Raw genomic sequence first — 18,212 nt, forward strand, 5'->3', positions numbered from 1 at the left:
GCCCCTTACGTCGGTTTTCTGGACGCTCAGTTCCAGACGTTGCCCTGGTTCTGCCCCCGCGCGCCCTGCTGGCCCATGCCGAACTGGGCGGCGATGCCGGCGCCGATCACCGCGTTCTGCGGCGGCAGCAGCTCGCTGGGCTGGACGAGCGCGAAGCCGGAGCCCATGAAGCTCAGCTCCCAGCCCTCGCCCGTGTTGCCACGCCGGCGCCAGACACCGGACGAGTGCGTCTGGGCCTGCATCTGCACCCGCAGCCCGGCGGACCAGGCGACGATCGCGTCCGCGTCGCAGTTGACGTACCGGTCGGGCGTGACCTGCATCAGCAGCGGCGAACCCGAGGTCATCAGGGCGACCCTGCCGTGCCCGGTGATGTTCAGCTGGTACTTCCCGGAGCCGGAGATGCCGTAGAGGCTGTCGACGGCGACGACCTCGTAGTGCAGCGAGGAGTCCATGGCGAGGACGTAGGAGCTGTCGACGGTCAGCCCGTCCTGCTCGACGTCCATGATGTGCACGTGCTGGGCGAGGTTGGCGAGGTAGACCGTGCCCTGTCCGTGACAGCGCATCAGGTCCAGGCCCTCGCCGGTGTACGCACGCGCGCGTGCCTGGTTGTTGCTCTGGTACTCGGCGTCGAACTCCATCAGCCCCTGATAGGCGACCATCGTGCCCTTGCGGGCGAGGATGTCGTCGTGGCCCTCCAGGGTGACGCGGAGCAGCTGCGCGTTCTGGAGGCTCCAGCGTTCCTGGGTCTGGACGTCGTTGTGCGCGAAAAGCGGGCTCTGCATGACGTTCTGGCTCCCCCTCAGCCCCGGATCCGGAGGCGGTCGGTGCTGTCCTCGCTGGGCTGGACGACGACGATCCCCTGACCGGAGAAGGCCATCTGGTAGGCCTCGCCGCTGCCCCGGCCGATCAGCGACTGCGCCTTGAAGCTGCGCTTGCCCTTCACCTTCAGGTTCGGCGACCAGGCCACGAGCGCGTCGGGGTCGACGTACGTCTCGTTCTCGCCGCCGCCGCAGTCGACGACGATGGGCGTGCCCCGGGAGGTCAGCGCGACCCAGCCCTGCCCGGAGATCCTCGTGTTCCACAGCCCCTGGCCGGCGAACTTGGCCAGCCCCTTGACCCGTTCGACACCCCAGCTCAGGTGGGCGTCGAAGGCGAGGAGGTTGGTGGCGTTGACGGAGATGCCGTCGCCGCCCAGGTTGATCACGACGACATTGGCGCCGTAGTCGGCGAGGTAGAGCAGTCCGTCGCCGGAGCACTTCATCAGCGGGGCGCCCTCGCCGGTGATCCAGTCGCGGGCGATCTGGCGCACGGCCGGCGGGTTCGGCTCGTACTGGACGAAGCCTTCGTAGGCGACCATCGAGCCCACGCGCGCGAGGAGGTCGTTTCCGGTCTGCATGGCGACCTTCAGCATGTGATGGCCGTGGTTCTCCATGCGGGCCGTGACGGGTGCGGGGGCGAAGCCCGCGAGCGGCTGGTTCATGACGGGCTCCCTCAGACCTCGTACGGCTGGACGACGATGAAGTTGCCGGGCGCGCCCCGGAACTGGAGGTTGACGCTCTCTCCGGTGTCGCCCGGGTAGGCGTTGCGGCGCATGCGGACCTGGCTGGAGACGATCACCTGCGAGGCGGCCGACCAGGCGACGACGGCGTTGCAGTCGGCGAAGGTGGTCGGCGTGACCGGCAGGACCACGGGCGTGCCGTGCGTCTTGACGACGATGGTGCCGGTGCCCTGGAACTGCATGGTGAACAGCGCGCCGCCGGGGATGCCGTGGCCCTCGATGCGGCGGACCTCGTGCTGCAGGCTCTCGTCGAAGGCGAGGACGTTCTCGGCGGACACGCAGATCGCGTCGCCCTGGAGCTCGATGGGGTGCAGCTGGGTGGCGTTCTCGGCGAGGAACACCTGGCCCTGGCCGGTGCAGCGCATCAGCTGCATCTCCTGGCCGGTGGCGTGGCCGACGATCCGCCCGGCGAATCCGGCGCCCTTGTAGCTGAAGTCGACCTTGCCCTGGTAGAGCACCATGCTGCCCTGCCGGGCCAGCACGGGCTGTCCACCGATGCCGAGGTCGACGCGGACCAGCTTCTTGTTCTGGAGCGTCCAGCGCCGCCCGGTGGGCGTCTCCTTGAACATCTGGAGCGCGGCCGAGACACCGGCACCGCCCTGCGGGGCGCCCTGCGGCGCTGCGTACCCGGCGGGCTGCTGGCCGGGAACCTGGCCGTAGGGCTGCTGGCCGTAGCCGGGGGGCACGGGGGCGGCCGGCTGGGCGCCGTAGGGGGGCGGCTGCTGACCGTATCCCGGGGGCATCGGCGCGCCGGGCTGACCGCCGTACGACGGCTGCTGCGGCGGCTGGCCATAAGGCGCGGGGGCCGGGGCGGGCGGCGGGACCGGGCCGGCGGCGGGCGCGCTCAGCGGGGCGATGACCGTCGGAGCACCGTGCACGTTGGGCACGGGCGCGGGGCCCGGGGGCAGGGTGTGACCGGGCGGGGTGTGACCGGGCTGCGGGGCGAAGCCCTGCGGGGGCGTGCTTCCGGCGGGCGGGGCGTACCCCTGCGGCGGCGTGCTTCCGGCCGGCGGGGCGAAGCCCTGGGCGGCGGGCTGCGGCGCGGGGGCCGGAGCGGGTGCGGGGGCCTGAGCGGGCGCCTGGGCAGGGGCGGGGGCGGCGAAGGCGGGCGGGGCGAAGCCGGGGGCGGCGCCGGTCTGCGGCTGCTGCTGAGGGGCGGCGGGCGCCTCCTCCTCCAGCACCTCACCGCCGAAGTTCTTCAGCAGCGCCTCCAGCCCGCCGTCGAAACCCTGCCCCACGGCGGCGAACCGCCACACGTCCTTGAGGTAGACGTCACCGAGCATCACGGCCCGCTCGGTGGAGAACTCCGCGCCGTTGAACGAGTACCGCGCGACCTCCTCGCCGCCCGCCACGATGCGCAGGTAGCCGGGGGCGACCTGGGACATCTGCCCGGCACCGTCGATGGTCGCCGTGAAGGACAGCTTGCGGATGTGCGACGGGATCCGGTCCAGGGTGATGCGGAACGACTCCGTGTCGCCCGCCTGGGCCCCCAGCAGCTGGAGGGATTCCTCCGGGGACTTCGGCTGGTTGAAGAAGATGAAGTACCGGTCGTCCGAGAGGCGTTCGTCGCCGTCCAGGCCGAAGCAGCTGATGTCGAAGTTCAGTCCAGGCGCGGAGATCTGCACGCCTACGTACAGATCCGTGCCCGCCGTGAGATCACTGATCCTGGCCTTGTGGCCGCGTTGGAATTCCCTGGCCATGCGTTACGACCGTCCCCCATCCCGAATGTGAGTGCGTCGCGCCAGGCTAGCGGCAAAGTCCGACAACACACGCAGCCGGTACAGAGCCGGTACACAACCGCACCCGGGGGTGCACGAACGGCGTCCGGCTCACTCCCCGCGCGCGCCGGGGACGTGCGGCAGCCGTTCGGCGGCCACGACTCCTTCGAGATAGCCGCGGGCCCGCTCGGTGCGCGGATAGGCCTCCAAGAGCCGCCAGAAGTCCGGCCCGTGACCGGGCACCAGCAGATGCGCCAGCTCGTGGCAGAGGACGTAGTCGATGACGTACTCGGGCATCCCCTGGAGCCGGTGCGAGAGCCGGATGCTGCCCTCGGCGGGGGTGCACGAACCCCAGCGCGTGTTCTGGTTGGTGACCCAGCGCACGGAGGCGGGACGCGCGCGACCGTCGAAGTACTGCGCCGACAGCCGCTCGGCACGCTCGGCCAGCTCGGCGTCGCCGAGGACGCGTTTGCTCTCCTGGGCGGCGAGTTTGTCGAGCATGACGGTGACCCAGCGCTGCTCCTCCGCCTTCGACATCCGGGCGGGGATCAGCACGACGGTGCGATCGCCCTCGCGGTACGCGGAGACCGTCCGGCGGCGCCGGCTACTTCTGCGGACCTCGATCGCGCTCGCCCCCGAGCCGCTGGGCGGCTGGCTCGTCATGCTGCGCTGTGGCTTTCCGGCGCGGTGCAGTGGGTCGGCGGGCACGCCCCGACGTTACCCGGTGCGCCTGGGCAAAGTCCCGGCTCCGGGACGGTTCGATGCCGATCCCCCACCATGCGCGGGATTCCTATGATTCCTACGACTGATCCGCACATCCGGTTTGCACGACTCCACTCGACGGCAATACACCGCCTCAATCATCTGATTCTTCCCGCTATATCCGGCCCCCTTTCCCGCTTCACCCCGTCGACTTATACGACAAATACCCCCGCCCTGTGGATAACTCCCGACGCCGGACCGACGGGCGAGGCATGCTGGCAGGCGTCGGCAGGGCGTGACCGGCCCCACCGGCGTCATGGGCCTTCCCGGGTGTCCCCGGAAGGCCGGGATGCTTCCACGGACGGGGGTCACTCATGCATCCGGTGATGAAGCCCGCGCTGCGGCGCGGCTGGCGCGATCGCGACACCGTGCAGTTCGGGATGACCGCGGCGCACGCACAGACACTGGGCCCCATGGACCCGGCGACACGCGGCTTCCTCGATCTGCTCAACGGCACCCTCGGGCTGCCCCTGCTGCGCGAGGAGGGCCGCCGGATACACCTGTCTGCCGGCCGGGTCGACTCCCTCCTGGAACGGCTCACGCGCGCCGGCCTCCTCGACGACGCGCGCGGCGGCGGACCGGCCGCGGACGCCCTGCGCGAGCGGGACGACGTCCTGCAACGGCTGCGCCCCGACCTCACCTCACTCTCCCTGACCACGGCCGAACCGGGCGCCGCGCTCGCCCGGCTCGCCGCCCGCCGCGCCCTCGGCGTACGGGTGGAGGGCGCGGGCCGGGTCGGCGCCCTGCTGGCGTCGGTCCTCTCCGGCGCCGGCGTCGGAGAGGTCGACGTGCGCGACACCGGCCGCGTGGAGCCCTGGGACGTGGCCCCGGGCGGCCTGCCCGCCGACTCGATCGGCGACCGTCGGGAAGCGGCCGCGCACGCCGCCGTCCGCCGCGCTGCACCGGACCGCCCGCGCCGCCACGCCCACTCCCCCGGATCGACCACCCCGGTCCCCGGACTCTCCCTCGTGATCCTGACACCCCGGGACGAGGTGGGCGTGCACGCACCGGACCCGGACGCCGCCGAGCCGCTCATGGCCTGCGGAACCCCGCATCTGTACGCCGGTGTCGTGGAGGGCACGGGGGTCGTCGGCCCGCTCGTACTGCCCGGAGAGACCGGCTGCGCCCGCTGCCTGCACTTCGAGCGCTCCGACCGGGATCCGGCCTGGCCCCGGCTGATCGCCCAGTGGCGCACCGCGCGGGCCCGTCGGGTCGGGGCCTGCGATCTGACACTGGCCACGGCGGTCGCCGGACTGGCCGCGGCACACGCGCTGGCCTTCCTCGACGGACGCTCGCCCGCGTCCGCCGGAGCCCGCTGGGAGGTGTCCCTGCCCGGCCTGCACTGGTCCGCGCGGCCCCTGCGCCCGCATCCGGCATGCGGCTGCGCCGCCGCGCAGAAGGGTACGGAGAAAACCAGGGGGGAGCACTCCTCAACCGAGGGGAAGCCTCGCGCGACAATGGCGGAGCAACGGCCGTCGACGGAGCGACGACGCGAAGCGAGCGCGGCGCGGCCGACTGGGACTTGGAGGGCGCATGTCTGATCTTCCCCGGAAGGCGGTCACCCGTACCGCCAAGCTCGCCGCGCTCCCGCTCGGCTTCGCCGGCCGGGCGACCTGGGGGCTGGGCAAGCGGATCGTGGGCGAGTCCGCGGAGATCGTCGGCAGAGAGCTGCAACAGCGCACGGCGGAGCAGCTGTTCAAGGTGCTCGGCGAGCTGAAAGGCGGTGCGATGAAGTTCGGGCAGGCCCTGTCCGTCTTCGAGTCCGCGCTGCCCGAGGAGGTCGCCGGACCCTACCGCGCGGCCCTGACCAAACTCCAGGAGGCGGCCCCGCCGATGCCGACCCGCACGGTGCACGCCGTGCTGGAGGAGCGGCTGGGCCCGGACTGGCGGGAACTGTTCGAAGAGTTCGAGGACAAGCCGGCCGCTGCTGCCTCCATCGGGCAGGTGCACCGGGCGGTGTGGCACGACGGCCGCGAGGTGGCCGTCAAGGTCCAGTACCCCGGCGCCGGCGAGGCCCTGGTCTCCGACCTGGGCCAACTGAGCCGCTTCGCCCGCCTGTTGGGCCCTCTCATCCCCGGCATGGACATCAAGCCGCTCATCGCCGAGCTGAAGGACCGCGTCTCCGAGGAGCTGGACTACGCGCTGGAGGCCCAGGCCCAGGCCGTGCACGCGGAGGAGTTCGCCGACGACCCGGACGTCGTGGTCCCGGCGGTGGTGCACCAGTGCGAGCAGGTCCTGGTCACGGAGTGGATCGACGGGATCCCCCTGTCGGAGATCGTCACGGACGGCACCGAGCAGCAGCGCGACCGCGCCGGCCAGCTTCTGGCCCGCTTCCTCTTCTCCGGCCCGGCCCGCACCGGCCTGCTGCACGCGGACCCGCATCCGGGCAACTTCCGTCTGCTGCCCGGCGGCCCCGACGGCGAGGACGACTGGCGCCTCGGCGTCCTGGACTTCGGCACGGTCGACCGGCTGCCCGGCGGCCTGCCCACACCGATCGGCGTTTCACTCCGTCTGACCCTGGACGGTGACGCCGAGACGGTCTACGAACTCCTCTGCGAGGAGGGCTTCGTGAAGGAGTCCATAGAGCTGGACCCCGACGCCGTGCTCGACTACCTACTGCCGATCATCGAACCCGCCCGCGTCGATTCCTTCACGTTCACCCGCGCCTGGATGCGCAGCCAGGCCGCCCGCATCGCCGACCCCCGCTCCCCCGCCTACCAACTGGGCAAGCGCCTCAACCTGCCGCCGTCCTACCTGCTGATCCACCGGGTGACGCTGAGCACGATCGGCGTCCTGTGCCAGCTGGGCGCGACGGTACGGCTGCGCGAGGAACTGGAGGAATGGCTGCCGGGGTTCGTCGAGCAGGAGCTGCTGGACGAAGACCTGCCGGACGAGGACCTGCCCGGGGAGGAACCAGCGGCGGAGGGCTGATCCGGCATGCCCTGACGAGGGGACGAGGGGGAGGGGAGGGTGGGGGGAGGGGCCCAAAGGAAAGGCTCACCACCAGGAGGAATCCAGCCGCCCCTCGATCGCCCTGAGGTTCTCCCTCGAGCAGGCGTCGCAGAAGTACCGGCGGGTGCCGTTCTCCACAGAGCAGGTCCAGGTGGCCGGCGGGGGGCCGTCGGCCGGGGTGCCGCAGCGGGCGCACACGGGCACGCGGTGCTCCGGGGTGGAGCCGCCCTGATCACCGTCTCCGGGAGGACTCTTCACCTGGTGACGATAACTCCCGCACCGGCCGATCGCCGTGCACAACGCACTGCGGGGGCCGGTCCGTTCGGCCGGACCGGCCCCCGCGCGGAAGTCTTCGCCTCCCCGGTCCGGGAGGCCACCGCTTCTCGGGTGTGATCGTTACTGCATGACGGCCATGGCGAGCGCACGGCGGGCGCGGAGCGAGGCACGCTCGGCCCGGCGCTGCATCCGCTGGGCGACCACCAGGCGCAGGGCCCGGCGCTCTCTCCCGGCGTCGTCGAGGCGCTCGTGCATATGCGCACGAGCCAGGGCTTCTTGCATGAGTTGCATCTCACGGTTCCTGTTCTGGCGCGCTTCGGTCGCGCCGGTGGTGGTGAAGTCTGTGGTCGCGGAGCCTGCGGGCTCGCTGGTGGACGGCTTCATCGGGGCCTGCTTCTTGGGGTCGTGCGTGAGGGGGCGATCGATCGTTCCTGCGGTGTTCATGCCGTGACCGGGTTCTTCCGCGGGCGACCACGCGGCCGCTTCCGGGCGACGACGACACCCTGGACGAACAGTTCGCCGCCCCAGACGCCCCAGGGCTCGCGCCGCTCCTTGGCGCCGGCGAGGCAGGCCTCGATCAGCGGGCAGGTGCGGCACAGGGACTTGGCGTACTCGACGTCCGCCGGCGACTCGGCGAAGAAGACCTCCGGGTCGTAGGAGCGGCAGGGAACGGGTACGCCGAGGTTCTCGATGGCGTCGTCGAGCGCGGTGAGCGCGGTGAGGGGGATCAAGGTGGAGTCCTCCGTGAGGCCGGGCGGGGGGATCGTTTGCGAAGGCGGTACGGACGGGGCGTGCGCTTCGAGTTGCACGGTTGGTCTTCCTCGTCTGGTCGTTCCGGCCGGTTGACCGGGTGTCGGCTGGTACCGGGTTCTTTTCTGCCCGAGGCCCCTTCGGCTCCGTTCTCCCGCTTGAGGGAAAACAGAAGGGCCGCGGATCCCGGGTGGGGTTCCGCGGCCCTGAAGGCGCCGGCCTGATCGTCGATCAGGCTGGATCACTCCAGGGTTTAGGCCCACGGAAGGCCCACATCAGGTGGTGCTGCGTCGTCTGCTTCCGGAATCCGGCACCGGCTGCCGCAAAGGCATAGGCATGTGCCTTTGCCGCTACCGCTTCCAGTGCCTTGGTCGGTCGCTCATTGCGCTCTCGGGTGGAAAGACCCGTGAGAACAAGGGAGGACGCCGGACGGGCGGCACGGATGCCGGACAGACCGGTGCCCTGGTTCGAGGCGCCGAGCATGCACGTGGAGACGGTCGAGCGATCGGTCAGTTTGGCCGCGCTGATGATGCTGCTGTTGATGCTGATCACTGGACTCGCCTCCTCTCGGCGTCTTGGGGACTGGGGTGAGCCAGTCCGTTCGGATATGCAAGTACATCACGGAGGCGGGCCTTCGAGAAGGCCGCGGCTTCCGTGCCTAGAACCTATGGGGATTGCCGGGGCATGCGCAAACTATTTTTTCGACGAGTTCGTATCAGTCGTCACTGACGCCTTCGTTGACGTCCTGACCTGCACAGATGGCCAGAACTTCGTCCCCGTAGCTGCGTAGCTTGCGGTTGAGGACGCCCGGGATGCGGGAGAGTTCGGCGGAGTTCTCCGGCCGTGCCTCGGCGATGGCCACGAGGGTGCGGTCGGTGAAGACGCAGAAGTCCGGCTGTCCGCTGCGCTCGGCCTGCACCGTCCGCCACGCGCGAAGGCGTTCGTAGAGGCCCTCGTCCATGTCCGAGGGGCACTCCTCGCAGCGCATCAGCTTCATCTCGCCCGCGTCCGTGAGCGTCCGCCCGCAGACCCGGCAGCGCGCGGGGCTGCGCTGGGCGCGCCGGGGTACGGCGGGGACGTCGCGGCCGGTGCCGCGTTCGACACCTGCGCCGGTGGTGGTGCCGGTACGGCCGGCCGTGGGGGTGGTGCCGGGGCGCAGGCCGTCGAGGAAGCGGCTGGCTCTGCGGTTGGGGCGTCCGCCCGGCGAGCGGGACAGGGCCCAGGAGACGTGGAGCCGTTCCCGCGCACGGGTGACGCCGACGTAGAGGAGCCGGCGTTCCTCCTCGATCTGTTCGTCGGTTCTGGCGTAGGTGATGGGCAGCATGCCTTCGGCGACGCCGACCAGGAAGACGACGTCCCACTCCAGGCCCTTGGCGGCGTGCAGGGACGCGAGGGTGACGCCCTGGACGGTGGGGGCGTGCTGGGCGTTCGCCCGTTCGTCCAGTTCGGCCACGAAGTCGGCGAGGGTGGCTTTCGGGTTGCCGGCCGCGAGGTCGTGCGCGAGGTTGACGAGGGCGGCCAGGGACTCCCAGCGCTCTCTGACGGCGCCGGAGCCGGCGGGGGGCTCGTTGGCCCAGCCTTCACCGGAGAGCACGGCACGCACCTGGGAGGGCAGGTCGACGGCGTCGTCCAGCAGGGAGTCGTTGCCGCCGAAGCGGGCCGCGCCGCGCAGGGCGATGCCGGCCTTGCGGACCTCGGGGCGGTCGAAGAAGCGCTCCGCGCCGCGCAGTTGGTAGGGCACGCCGGCGTCGGCGAGAGCCTGTTCGTAGGTCTCGGACTGGGCGTTCGTACGGAACAGGACGGCGATCTCGGCGGCCGGGACACCGGCGTCGATCAGCTCGCGGATGCGGTGGGCGGCGCCTTCGGCCTCGGCGGGCTCGTCGGTGTACTCGGCGTGTACGGGTTCGGGGCCGGGGGCGCGCTGGGAGACCAGTTCCAGCCGGTGGTCGGCGGCGCGGCCGTGGGCCTGGGCGAGCAGGCCGTTGGCGAGGCGGACGACCTGGGGCGAGGAGCGGTAGTCACGGACCAGCTTCACGACGGTGGCCCCCGGGTGCCGGGTCCGGAAGTCCAGGAGGTGGTCCGGGGTTGCTCCTGTGAACGAGTAGATGGTCTGGCTGGCGTCGCCGACCACGCACAGGTTGTCGCGGTCGCCGAGCCACAGCTCCAGCAGCCGCTGCTGGAGCGGGCTGACGTCCTGGTATTCGTCGACGACGAAGTGCTGGTATTGCGCGCGGACCTGTTCGGCGATGTCGTGCCGGTCCTGGAGGATGGCGACGGTCAGCAGCAGGACGTCCTCGAAGTCGATCACCGCACGGTCGCGTTTGAGGTTCTCGTAGGCCGCGTAGAGGTGGGCGATCTCGGCGGGCGCGCGGGGGGCCTCGCGGCCGGCCTTCGCGGCCGCGTACGGGTAGTCGGCAGGGACGGTCTGGGTGACCTTGGACCATTCGATCTCGGCGGTCACGTCGCGCAGCTCGCCGCGGTCGAGCCGGGTGCCACAGGCGGCGGCCGCGTCGGCGACGAGCTGGATCTTGCGGTCGACCAGTCGGGGCATGCCGCCACCGATCGCTTTCGGCCAGAAGTACTGGAGTTGGCGCAGTGCTGCGGAGTGGAAGGTGCGGGCCTGGACGCCGTGGGCGCCGAGCTGGCGCAGCCGGCCGCGCATCTCTCCGGCGGCGCGGTTGGTGAAGGTGACGGCGAGCACGGTGGAGGGCTGCAGGATCCCGGCGCGCACTCCGTAGGCGATGCGGTGGGTGATCGCCCGGGTCTTGCCCGTGCCCGCTCCGGCCAGGACGCACACCGGACCGCGCAGGGCGGTGGCCACCGCGCGCTGCTCGGGGTCGAGCCCTTCAAGCACCGCGTCGGCAGAGTCCGGTACCTGCGGGAAGAGGGTGGAGTGCGTTGCTGCTGTCACACCGCAATGCTGCCAGGTCGCCCGGGGCTGCCGTGGCGGTTGTCCACAGGCGGGCACTCTTTGTCGTACTAATGCGGCGGGCGTCACAGCGTCCTGTGGACAACCGGGTGAGAAGGCGCATACCCCGGGCGGGAATGGCGGGTCTTTCGCGTACGTTCTTCAGCCGACGACGTTTTCCGAGCTGCCTGAGGAGCGCGAGAGACATGCAGGGCACTGTGACGATGTACAGCACGACTTGGTGCGGCTACTGCCAGCGGCTGAAGAAGCAGCTGGAGCGGGAGGGCATCGCCTACACCGAGATCAACATCGAGCAGGACCCCGAGTCCGCGGCATTCGTGGAGAAGGCGAACGGCGGAAACCAGACGGTTCCGACCGTGCTCTTCGGCGACGGCAGCACGCTGACGAATCCGTCGCTGGCGCAGGTGAAGCAGAAGATCGGCGCGTGACGTTCCGCGGGTTTTCCGCGGTGACCACGGCAGGGCGGCCTCTGAGTGTCAGGGGCCGCCCTGCTGCGTCTTGTCCCAGACCGCGATGTAGCGCCACAGCAGTCGGCGTCGGTAGCGGCAGCCGGGCAGCAGGCGGTGGGCGGCCTCGCGGACCTCGCCCCAGTGCATGGGCGGGTCTTCCATGGGCATGTCCGCCGGGCTGCGCTTGCCGCCGTGCACGCGCGCGTAGGCGAGGCTGGCGGGCAGCCCGCAGGCGCTGATCGCCCGGTCGAGCGGGGTCTCGTTGCGGGCCAGCCCGACGACGACGAGTCGGCCGCCGGGCGCGACCAGCCGGGTCAGGGCACCGATGGCGTCGCCGAAACGGGTGTGGTGGACGACCGCGACCGCGCTGACGAACGCGTAGGCGCTCTGGGGCAGCGCGGCGCTGTCCAGGTAGTCGGCCTGCACGAAGGTGACGTTCCGGGGCTGCCAGGCGCGGGCCTGCCGGATCATCTCCGGTGAGCGGTCCACGCCCGTCACCGTCCGGGCGCGGGCGGCGAGCTTGCGCGCCAGGAGGCCGTCTCCGCAGCCCACGTCCAGGGCCGTGCGGCAGCCGTCGGGGACGGTCGCCAGCACAGCCCGGTGGTAGTGGACGTTGTGGTTCCAGTACGGATCGCCGGCCACTGGGACGCGGCCTCAGACGAAGCTGCGTGTCGGCAGCGGCTTGCCGTACCACATCTCGATCAGGCGGGCCGCGATGGAGATGCCGTAGGGCGGCATGACCTCGCCGGACTCGAAGGCGTCGTGCAGCTCCTCGCGGGAGAACCAGCGGGCCTCGTGGATCTCGTCCCCGTCGACGTCGATCTCGACGGACGTGGCGCGGGCCATGAAGCCGAGCATCAGGCTGGAGGGGAAGGGCCAGGGCTGGCTGGCGACGTACTCCACGGCGCCGACGGTGACGCCGACCTCCTCGGACACCTCGCGGCGCACCGCCTGCTCGATGGACTCGCCGGGCTCGACGAAGCCGGCGAGGGTGGAGAAGCGGCCCTCGGGCCAATGGACCTGGCGGCCGAGCAGGATGCGGTCGTCCGCGTCGGTCACGGCCATGATCACGGCAGGGTCGGTGCGCGGGTAGTGCTCGGCGCCGCAGGCCTGGCAGCGGCGGATGTGGCCGGCGGCGGCGATCACCGTGCGCTCGCCGCAGCGGGAGCAGAAGCGGTGGGTGCGCTGCCAGTTCTCCAGGCCGACGGCGTGCACCATGAGTCCGGCGTCGCGCGGCGACAGGAGCAGGCCCGCCTCGCGCAGGCCCGCGGGGCGCGCCGACTGGTCGATGCGGCCGGGCAGGGCGTCCTTCTGGAGCGCGAAGTAGCTGACACCGTCCTCGTCGATGCCGAGGAAGTAGCGGTGGGCCTCGGTGAGCGGGGCCTCGAAGGACGGTGTCATGACGAGTTCGGTCCGGCCGTCCGGGGTCTCGTCGATGAGTGCCTGGCCGCCGGAGACCACGAAGCAGCGGGTCGTGGGGTGGCTCCACGCCGCCGCGAGCCAGGCTTCGTCGAGCCGGTGGTGGGCGGCGCGGTCGATGCCGCTCGGGGCGGTCAGCGAGATGGGTCGGTCGGCTGTGTCGTCGGTCCAGGTGGTCACGGGTGCTTCCAACTCCCCCAGTACAGCGGTTCGTTCGGCGGTCGGTTCGGCAGGACGTACGGCATGGGGCGCCGGGCCGGGTGTGGGCGGGGCGGTCGGGGCGTCCCTCCAGTGTGCCCCGCGCGCGGTGCCTTCCCGTGCGGTGCCGGTGCGGTCAGGGCGTGGGCCGCCAGTTCTCGGCCAGGTCACCCCACAGGTAGGCGCTGGTCTCGACGCCCTTGAGGAGGAGGTCCAGCTCGACCTTCTCGTCGGGGGCGTGCCAGCCGTCGGAGGGGACGGAGATACCCAGGAAGAGCACGGGGGCACCGAGGACTTCCTGGAGGTCGGCGGCGGGCCCGGAGCCGCCCTCGCGCGTGAAGCGGATCGGTGTCCCGAAGGCGCGGCCCATGGCGCGGACCACGGACTGCAGGGCGGGGTGGTCGAGCGGGGTCAGGCACGGGCGCGTGGCCGAGCCGAAGTCGATCTCGCAGCGGATTCCGGCGGGCACCTGCTCGGCCGCCCAGGCGCGTACGGCCTTCTCGATGTGCTCGGGCTCCTGGCCCGCGACGATCCGGAACGAGAGCTTCACCATGGCGGAGGAGGGGATGATCGTCTTGCTGCCCGCCCCCTGGTAGCCACCGCCGATGCCGTTGACCTCGGCGGTCGGGCGTGCCCAGATCCGCTCCAGGGTGGTGTGCCCGGTCTCGCCGTGGGCGGCGCGGGACTTGGCGGTGCGCAGCCAGCGCTCCTCGTCGAAGGGCAGCTCGGCGAACAGCTCGCGCTCGCGGTCTGTCAGCTCGACGACGCCGTCGTAGAAGCCGGGGATCGCCACGCGCGCGTGCTCGTCGTGCAGCGCGGCGACCAGGCGTGCGACCGCGGTCGCCGGGTTGGGCACGGCGCCGCCGAAGGAGCCGGAGTGGATGTCCTGGTCGGGGCCGTACAGGCGGATCTCGCACTCGGCGAGGCCGCGCATGCCCGTGCACACGGTCGGGGTGTCCTCGGACCACATGCCGGTGTCGGAGACGATCACGGCGTCGGCGGCGAGCCGCCCGGCGCGCTCCTCCACCAGGGCCCGGAAGTGCGGGGAGCCGGACTCCTCCTCGCCCTCGATCAGCAGCTTCAGGTTGACCGCGGGGGCGGTGCGGCCGGTGGCGGCGAGGTGCGCGCGGACGCCGAGTGTGTGGAAGAACACCTGGCCCTTGTCGTCGGCGGCCCCGCGCGCGTAGAGCCGGTTTCCGCGGACGACCGGCTCGAAGGGGTCGCTGTCCCAGCCGTCCTCACGGGCGGCGGGCTGCACGTCGTGGTGGCCGTAGACGAGGACGGTGGGCGCCTCGGGGTCGCCCGAGGGCCACTCGGCGAAGACGGCCGGGGCGCCGGGGGTCGGCCAGACCTCGACGGCCGGGAAGCCGGTCTCCCCGAGTCTTGCGGCGAGCCAGTCGGCGCTGCGCCGTACATCGGGCGCGTGGTGGGGCTGCGCCGACACGGAGGGGATGCGCAGCCATGCGGCGAGGTCGTCGAGGAAGGCGGCGCGGTGTTGCTCGATGTACGTGCGGACGGCGCTGTCCGGGGTCTGGCTCATGCTCACGAGCCTATCGGCCCGCACCGACATCCTCGGCGGGCGGTTCGTCACACTCAGTCTGTCTGATGTGCCACTCCGGCGTCTTCCGTGAGGAGCCGTTCCAGGGCGGCCCGGTCCGGCAGCCCCGTGGGCCGTACGACCTCGCCGCTGCGCACGTACAGGAAGGCGGCCGTGACCGACTCGGGCGGCACGCCCTGCTGCTCGGCCCAGGCCAGCCGGTACACGGCGAGCTGGAGCGGGTCCCCCGCGCGGGTGCGGCTGGTCTTCCAGTCGACGATCTCGTACATCGCCTCGGCGCCGTCGCCGTTCTTGTAGACGGCGTCGATCCGGCCGCGCACGACGCGGCCGGCGAGGGTGAACTGGAAGGGGGCCTCGACACGGTACGGGGTGCGCCGGGCGTAGGCGCTGCGTTCGAAGGCCTCCTTCAGTGCCTGGAGGTCCTCTTCGTCGGCGATCTCGGCGTCGCTGCCCGGCAGCTCGTCCGGTTCGAGCAAGGGCAGTGTCAGCTCCTCGAAGCGGGCCTCGACCCAGGCGTGGAACCGGGTGCCCCGGCGCGCGGCCGGTTGCGGGGGGCGCGGCATGGGGCGTGCGAGCTCCTGCGCGAGCCCGTCGGGGTCCTCGGCCAGGAGCATCAGTTGGGACGCGGTCAGCGTGACGGGCAAGGGGACGTCCGTGACGGTCCGGCGGGCGCGCAGCAGCTCGCCGGCGAGCGCGTCCAGGTCACGGTCCCAGGAGGCGACGGTGCGGGCCTCCTCCGGGGTGAGGCGCGGGCGCGGCTCGGCCGGGCGGGGGTGCTGCGGCGGGGCGGGGGCCTGGTGGGGGACGGCGGGCCGGGCACCCGGGCCGTCCGGGTCTTCCGTGTCCTTCGAGGGTGCGGAAACCGGTGGGGCGTCCGTGCCGTACGGCGGTTCCTCGTCGCTGAAGGGGTCTTCGTCGTAGTCGTCGTAGGGGTGGTCGTAGGGGTGGTCCGCCTCGTGCTCGTCGTACGGCTCGTCGCTGTAGGGGTCCTCGTCCGGGGGTGTGGGCCACTGCGGGTCGTCGAAGGCGGCGGGGCCGTGGGCGGTCGGCGGCCGGCCGGTGTCCCGGACGGTGAGGCCGTCCAGGTGGGCGAGGACGGTCTCGGCGGCCGCGCGGCGGCGGGTCAGCGCGGCGTCGTCCAGCGGGAGCGGCCACGCCTGGTCGGCACGCGCCGCGTGCAGGGCCGGGTTCTGCTCGTCCTCGGCGGGCTGGTCCGCCCACTGCTCGATCTCGCCGTGTCCGGCGGCGCAGTGGTCGTACAGGGCCTGGAGGAAGCCGGACGGGCCGCGCGGCTTCTTCTGGCTGGGGCCCCACCAGTGGCCGGAGCCGAGCAGGAGGGAGCGGGGGCGGGTGAAGGTGACGTAGCCGAGGCGGAGTTCCTCGGTGTGCTGGTGGTCCTTCATGGCCTCGTGGAAGGCCTTCATGCCGCGCGAGTCCCAGCTGTCCGCGTCCGGCAGGGTGTCGGCGTCGCCACGCAGGGCGTGCGGCACGACCTTGGCCTGCGCCGTCCACTTCTCGCGGCCCTGGGCGCTCGGGAACGTGCCCTCGACCAGTCCCGGGACGGCCACGACGTCCCACTCCAGACCCTTGGACTTGTGGGCGGTGAGCACCTTGACGGTGTTCTCGCCGCCGGGCAGGGCGTTGTCGAGGCCCTTCTCGTACTGCGCGGCGGTGCGAAGGAAGCCGAGGAAGGCGAGCAGCGTCGCCTCGCCGTCGCTCGCCGCGAAGGAGGCTGCGACGTCGAGGAAGTTGGACAGGGTCTCGCGGCGGCGGGCGGCCAGGGCGTGCGGTGACGCGGACAGTTCCACCTCCAGACCGGTGACGGCGAGGACGCGGTGCAGGACGTCCATCAGCGGGTCGGACAGGGAGCGGCGCAGGTCGCGCAGCTCGGCAGCGAGGCGGGCGAAGCGCACGCGCGCGTCCGCGGAGAACGGCGGTCCGTCGTCGGCACCGTCGTCGAAGACGTTCTCCGCCGGCGTTTCCAGGAAGGTGTCGAGGGCGTCGGCGAGCGATATCACCTCGGACGGGTCGATCCCCTCGACCGCCGCGGCGAGCCGACGGTCCGGGTCGTCGGTGTCACGCGCGCGGGCGTGGGCGACCAGCAGCCGGGCACGGCGGCCCAGCAGGGCGAGGTCGCGGGGGCCGATGCGCCAGCGCGGGCCGGTCAGCAGGCGCACCAGGGAGGCGTTGGCGCCGGGGTCCTGGAGCACCTCGCAGACGGCGACGAGGTCGGCGACCTCGGGCAGGTGCAGCAGTCCGGACAGGCCGACGACCTCGACGGGGATGTCGCGGGCCACGAGAGCGCCCTGGATCTCGGCGAAGTCGGTCGCCGTACGGCACAGGACGGCGATCTCGCCGGGAGCCGTGCCGGTGCGCACCAGGTGGGCGATCGAGTCGGCGAGCCAGTCGATCTCCTCGGCGTGGGTGCTCAGCAGGGCGCAGCGGACCGTGCCGTCGCGCTCCGCGCCGGGGGCGGGGCGCAGGGCCTCCACGCCCGCGTGCATGGCGCGCAGGGGCTCGGCGAGGCCGTTGGCAAGGTCGAGGAGGCGGCCGCCGCTGCGGCGGTTCTCGCTGAGCGCCTGGCGGGTGGCGGGGCGGCCGTCGGCCCGGGCGAAGTGCGCGGGGAAGTCGTCGAGGTTGGCGACAGAGGCGCCGCGCCAGCCGTAGATGGCCTGGCAGGGGTCGCCGACGGCGGTGACCGGGTGGCCGGTGCCGCCGCCGAACAGGCCCGCCAGCAGGACGCGCTGGGCCACGGAGGTGTCCTGGTACTCGTCCAGGAGCACCACGCGGAACTCCTCGCGCAGGAGGCGGCCCACCTCGGGCACGCGCGCGAGGCGGGCGGACAGGGCGATCTGGTCGCCGAAGTCGAGCAGGTCCCGTGCGCGTTTGGCGGCCCGATAGCGGTGTACGAGGCTGGCGAGGTCCCGGCGGGCGGCGGCGGTCTCGGGGACCTTGCGCAGGTCGGCGTTGGAGAGCTTGGCGCTCTGGAGGGTGTGCAGCAGGTCGGCGTCCCAGGCGCGCAGCTCTTCGGGGTCGACGAGGTGTTCGGCGAGTTCGGAGTCGAGGGCGAGCAGATCGCTGACGAGGTCGGCGAAGGAGCGGGTCAGGGCGGGGTAGGGACCGGGTGCCTCGCGCAGCACGCGCGCGGCGAGCTGGTAGCGGGTGGCGTCGGCGAGCAGCCGGGAGGCGGGCTCCAGTCCGATGCGCAGACCGTGGTCGGTCAGCAGCCGGCCGGCGAAGGCGTGGTAGGTCGAGATCACCGGCTCGCCCGGCGGGGCGTCCGGATCGATGACATCGGGGTCGGTGACGCCGGCCTTGATCAGCGCTTTGCGGACGCGTTCGGCCAGCTCGCCGGCGGCCTTGTTGGTGAAGGTCAGGCCGAGGACCTGTTCGGGGGCGACCTGTCCGGTGCCGACCAGCCAGACCACGCGCGCGGCCATCACGGTGGTCTTGCCCGACCCGGCTCCGGCCACGATCACCTGCGGGGCGGGCGGCGCGGTGATGCAGGCCGTCTGCTCCGGGGTGAACGGGATGCCGAGGAGCTCCTTGAGCTGCTCGGGATCGGTGATACGGGCGGGCATGTCGCAAAAGGCTAGCGGCGGGCACTGACAGTCGAGCGCGGATCAGCCGTACGGGGCGAAAG

At 72.1% G+C, this 18,212-nt stretch carries 16 protein-coding genes; 3 read left to right on the top strand and 13 right to left on the bottom strand.

What is annotated here, in order from left to right; translation table 11 throughout:
• Nucleotides 1-26: 26 nt before the first annotated feature.
• The 4 genes from BIV25_RS35115 to BIV25_RS35130 form a co-directional block, all read right to left on the bottom strand.
• Entirely contained in the window at nt 27-782 is a 756-nt protein-coding gene (locus tag BIV25_RS35115; protein ID WP_071376549.1) for an AIM24 family protein, read from the bottom strand.
• A 17-nt stretch (nt 783-799) separates the two neighbouring features.
• The gene (locus tag BIV25_RS35120; RefSeq protein ID WP_071376550.1) at nt 800-1,480 is read right to left on the bottom strand and encodes an AIM24 family protein; all 681 of its coding nucleotides are present in this window, start codon (nt 1,478-1,480) and stop codon (nt 800-802) included.
• A gap of 11 nt (nt 1,481-1,491) precedes the next feature.
• Entirely contained in the window at nt 1,492-3,258 is a 1,767-nt protein-coding gene (locus BIV25_RS35125) for a TerD family protein (protein WP_071376551.1), read from the bottom strand.
• Nucleotides 3,259-3,387: 129 nt separating this feature from the next.
• A complete protein-coding gene (locus tag BIV25_RS35130) occupies nt 3,388-3,984 on the bottom strand; it encodes a M48 family metallopeptidase (RefSeq protein WP_071376552.1) in 597 nt (198 codons plus the stop codon).
• Nucleotides 3,985-4,352: 368 nt separating this feature from the next.
• Here BIV25_RS35130 and BIV25_RS35135 point away from each other — a divergent pair, with 368 nt between their 5' ends.
• Both BIV25_RS35135 and BIV25_RS35140 read left to right on the top strand, forming a co-directional pair.
• A complete protein-coding gene (locus BIV25_RS35135) occupies nt 4,353-5,579 on the top strand; it encodes a TOMM precursor leader peptide-binding protein (RefSeq protein ID WP_071376553.1) in 1,227 nt (408 codons plus the stop codon).
• Nucleotides 5,572-6,969, top strand: a complete 1,398-nt coding sequence (locus BIV25_RS35140; RefSeq protein WP_071376554.1) for an AarF/ABC1/UbiB kinase family protein — start codon at nt 5,572-5,574, stop codon at nt 6,967-6,969. The genes BIV25_RS35135 and BIV25_RS35140 overlap by 8 nt, the downstream gene beginning before the upstream one ends.
• 66 nt (nt 6,970-7,035) lie before the next feature.
• Here BIV25_RS35140 and BIV25_RS50515 read toward each other — a convergent pair whose 3' ends face one another.
• From BIV25_RS50515 to BIV25_RS35155, 5 genes are all read right to left on the bottom strand, one after another.
• Nucleotides 7,036-7,248 carry a hypothetical protein gene (locus tag BIV25_RS50515; protein WP_143076745.1) on the bottom strand — a complete coding sequence of 71 codons (213 nt, stop codon included), beginning with the start codon at nt 7,246-7,248 and terminating at the stop codon, nt 7,036-7,038.
• Nucleotides 7,249-7,386: 138 nt separating this feature from the next.
• Nucleotides 7,387-7,710, bottom strand: a complete 324-nt coding sequence (locus BIV25_RS35145; protein WP_071376555.1) for a hypothetical protein — start codon at nt 7,708-7,710, stop codon at nt 7,387-7,389.
• On the bottom strand, nt 7,707-8,075 hold the full coding sequence (locus BIV25_RS35150; protein WP_053664703.1) for a WhiB family transcriptional regulator: 369 nt from the start codon (nt 8,073-8,075) through the stop codon (nt 7,707-7,709). The genes BIV25_RS35145 and BIV25_RS35150 overlap by 4 nt, the downstream gene beginning before the upstream one ends.
• A 172-nt stretch (nt 8,076-8,247) precedes the next feature.
• Nucleotides 8,248-8,568: a hypothetical protein gene (locus BIV25_RS48110; RefSeq protein ID WP_079177065.1), complete on the bottom strand. Its 321-nt coding sequence runs from the start codon at nt 8,566-8,568 to the stop codon at nt 8,248-8,250.
• A 163-nt stretch (nt 8,569-8,731) separates the two neighbouring features.
• Nucleotides 8,732-10,927, bottom strand: a complete 2,196-nt coding sequence (locus BIV25_RS35155; RefSeq protein ID WP_177235521.1) for an ATP-dependent DNA helicase UvrD2 — start codon at nt 10,925-10,927, stop codon at nt 8,732-8,734.
• 203 nt (nt 10,928-11,130) lie between these two features.
• Between BIV25_RS35155 and BIV25_RS35160 the strand changes: the two genes are divergently transcribed.
• Nucleotides 11,131-11,373, top strand: coding sequence for a mycoredoxin (locus BIV25_RS35160; protein WP_071376557.1), 243 nt, complete (start codon nt 11,131-11,133; stop codon nt 11,371-11,373).
• A 48-nt stretch (nt 11,374-11,421) separates the two neighbouring features.
• Here the strand turns inward: BIV25_RS35160 and BIV25_RS35165 are convergent, their stop codons facing one another.
• The 4 genes from BIV25_RS35165 to BIV25_RS35180 form a co-directional block, all read right to left on the bottom strand.
• Nucleotides 11,422-12,036 carry a class I SAM-dependent methyltransferase gene (locus BIV25_RS35165; RefSeq protein ID WP_071376558.1) on the bottom strand — a complete coding sequence of 205 codons (615 nt, stop codon included), beginning with the start codon at nt 12,034-12,036 and terminating at the stop codon, nt 11,422-11,424.
• A gap of 12 nt (nt 12,037-12,048) precedes the next feature.
• Nucleotides 12,049-12,993 carry an NAD(+) diphosphatase gene (gene nudC / locus BIV25_RS35170; RefSeq protein WP_071376559.1) on the bottom strand — a complete coding sequence of 315 codons (945 nt, stop codon included), beginning with the start codon at nt 12,991-12,993 and terminating at the stop codon, nt 12,049-12,051.
• A gap of 154 nt (nt 12,994-13,147) precedes the next feature.
• Nucleotides 13,148-14,551 (bottom strand): dipeptidase, encoded by a 1,404-nt coding sequence (locus BIV25_RS35175; protein ID WP_071376560.1) that lies wholly within the window; start codon nt 14,549-14,551, stop codon nt 13,148-13,150.
• A gap of 53 nt (nt 14,552-14,604) precedes the next feature.
• A complete protein-coding gene (locus BIV25_RS35180; protein WP_071376561.1) occupies nt 14,605-18,150 on the bottom strand; it encodes a UvrD-helicase domain-containing protein in 3,546 nt (1,181 codons plus the stop codon).
• Nucleotides 18,151-18,212 lie beyond the last annotated feature (62 nt).

Source organism: Streptomyces sp. MUSC 14, from assembly GCF_001866675.1.
Lineage (GTDB): Bacteria > Actinomycetota > Actinomycetes > Streptomycetales > Streptomycetaceae > Streptomyces.

Excerpts from the sequence above, each read along its gene's own strand:
- BIV25_RS35135 (WP_071376553.1), top strand. The coding sequence starts at position 4,353 with ATGCATCCGGTGATGAAGCCCGCGCTGCGGCGCGGCTGGCGCGATCGC.
- BIV25_RS35140 (WP_071376554.1), top strand. The coding sequence starts at position 5,572 with ATGTCTGATCTTCCCCGGAAGGCGGTCACCCGTACCGCCAAGCTCGCC.
- BIV25_RS35180 (WP_071376561.1), bottom strand. The coding sequence starts at position 18,150 with ATGCCCGCCCGTATCACCGATCCCGAGCAGCTCAAGGAGCTCCTCGGC.
- BIV25_RS35125 (WP_071376551.1), bottom strand. The coding sequence starts at position 3,258 with ATGGCCAGGGAATTCCAACGCGGCCACAAGGCCAGGATCAGTGATCTC.
- BIV25_RS35115 (WP_071376549.1), bottom strand. The coding sequence starts at position 782 with ATGCAGAGCCCGCTTTTCGCGCACAACGACGTCCAGACCCAGGAACGC.
- BIV25_RS35160 (WP_071376557.1), top strand. The coding sequence starts at position 11,131 with ATGCAGGGCACTGTGACGATGTACAGCACGACTTGGTGCGGCTACTGC.
- BIV25_RS35120 (WP_071376550.1), bottom strand. The coding sequence starts at position 1,480 with ATGAACCAGCCGCTCGCGGGCTTCGCCCCCGCACCCGTCACGGCCCGC.
- BIV25_RS35175 (WP_071376560.1), bottom strand. The coding sequence starts at position 14,551 with ATGAGCCAGACCCCGGACAGCGCCGTCCGCACGTACATCGAGCAACAC.
- BIV25_RS35145 (WP_071376555.1), bottom strand. The coding sequence starts at position 7,710 with ATGAACACCGCAGGAACGATCGATCGCCCCCTCACGCACGACCCCAAG.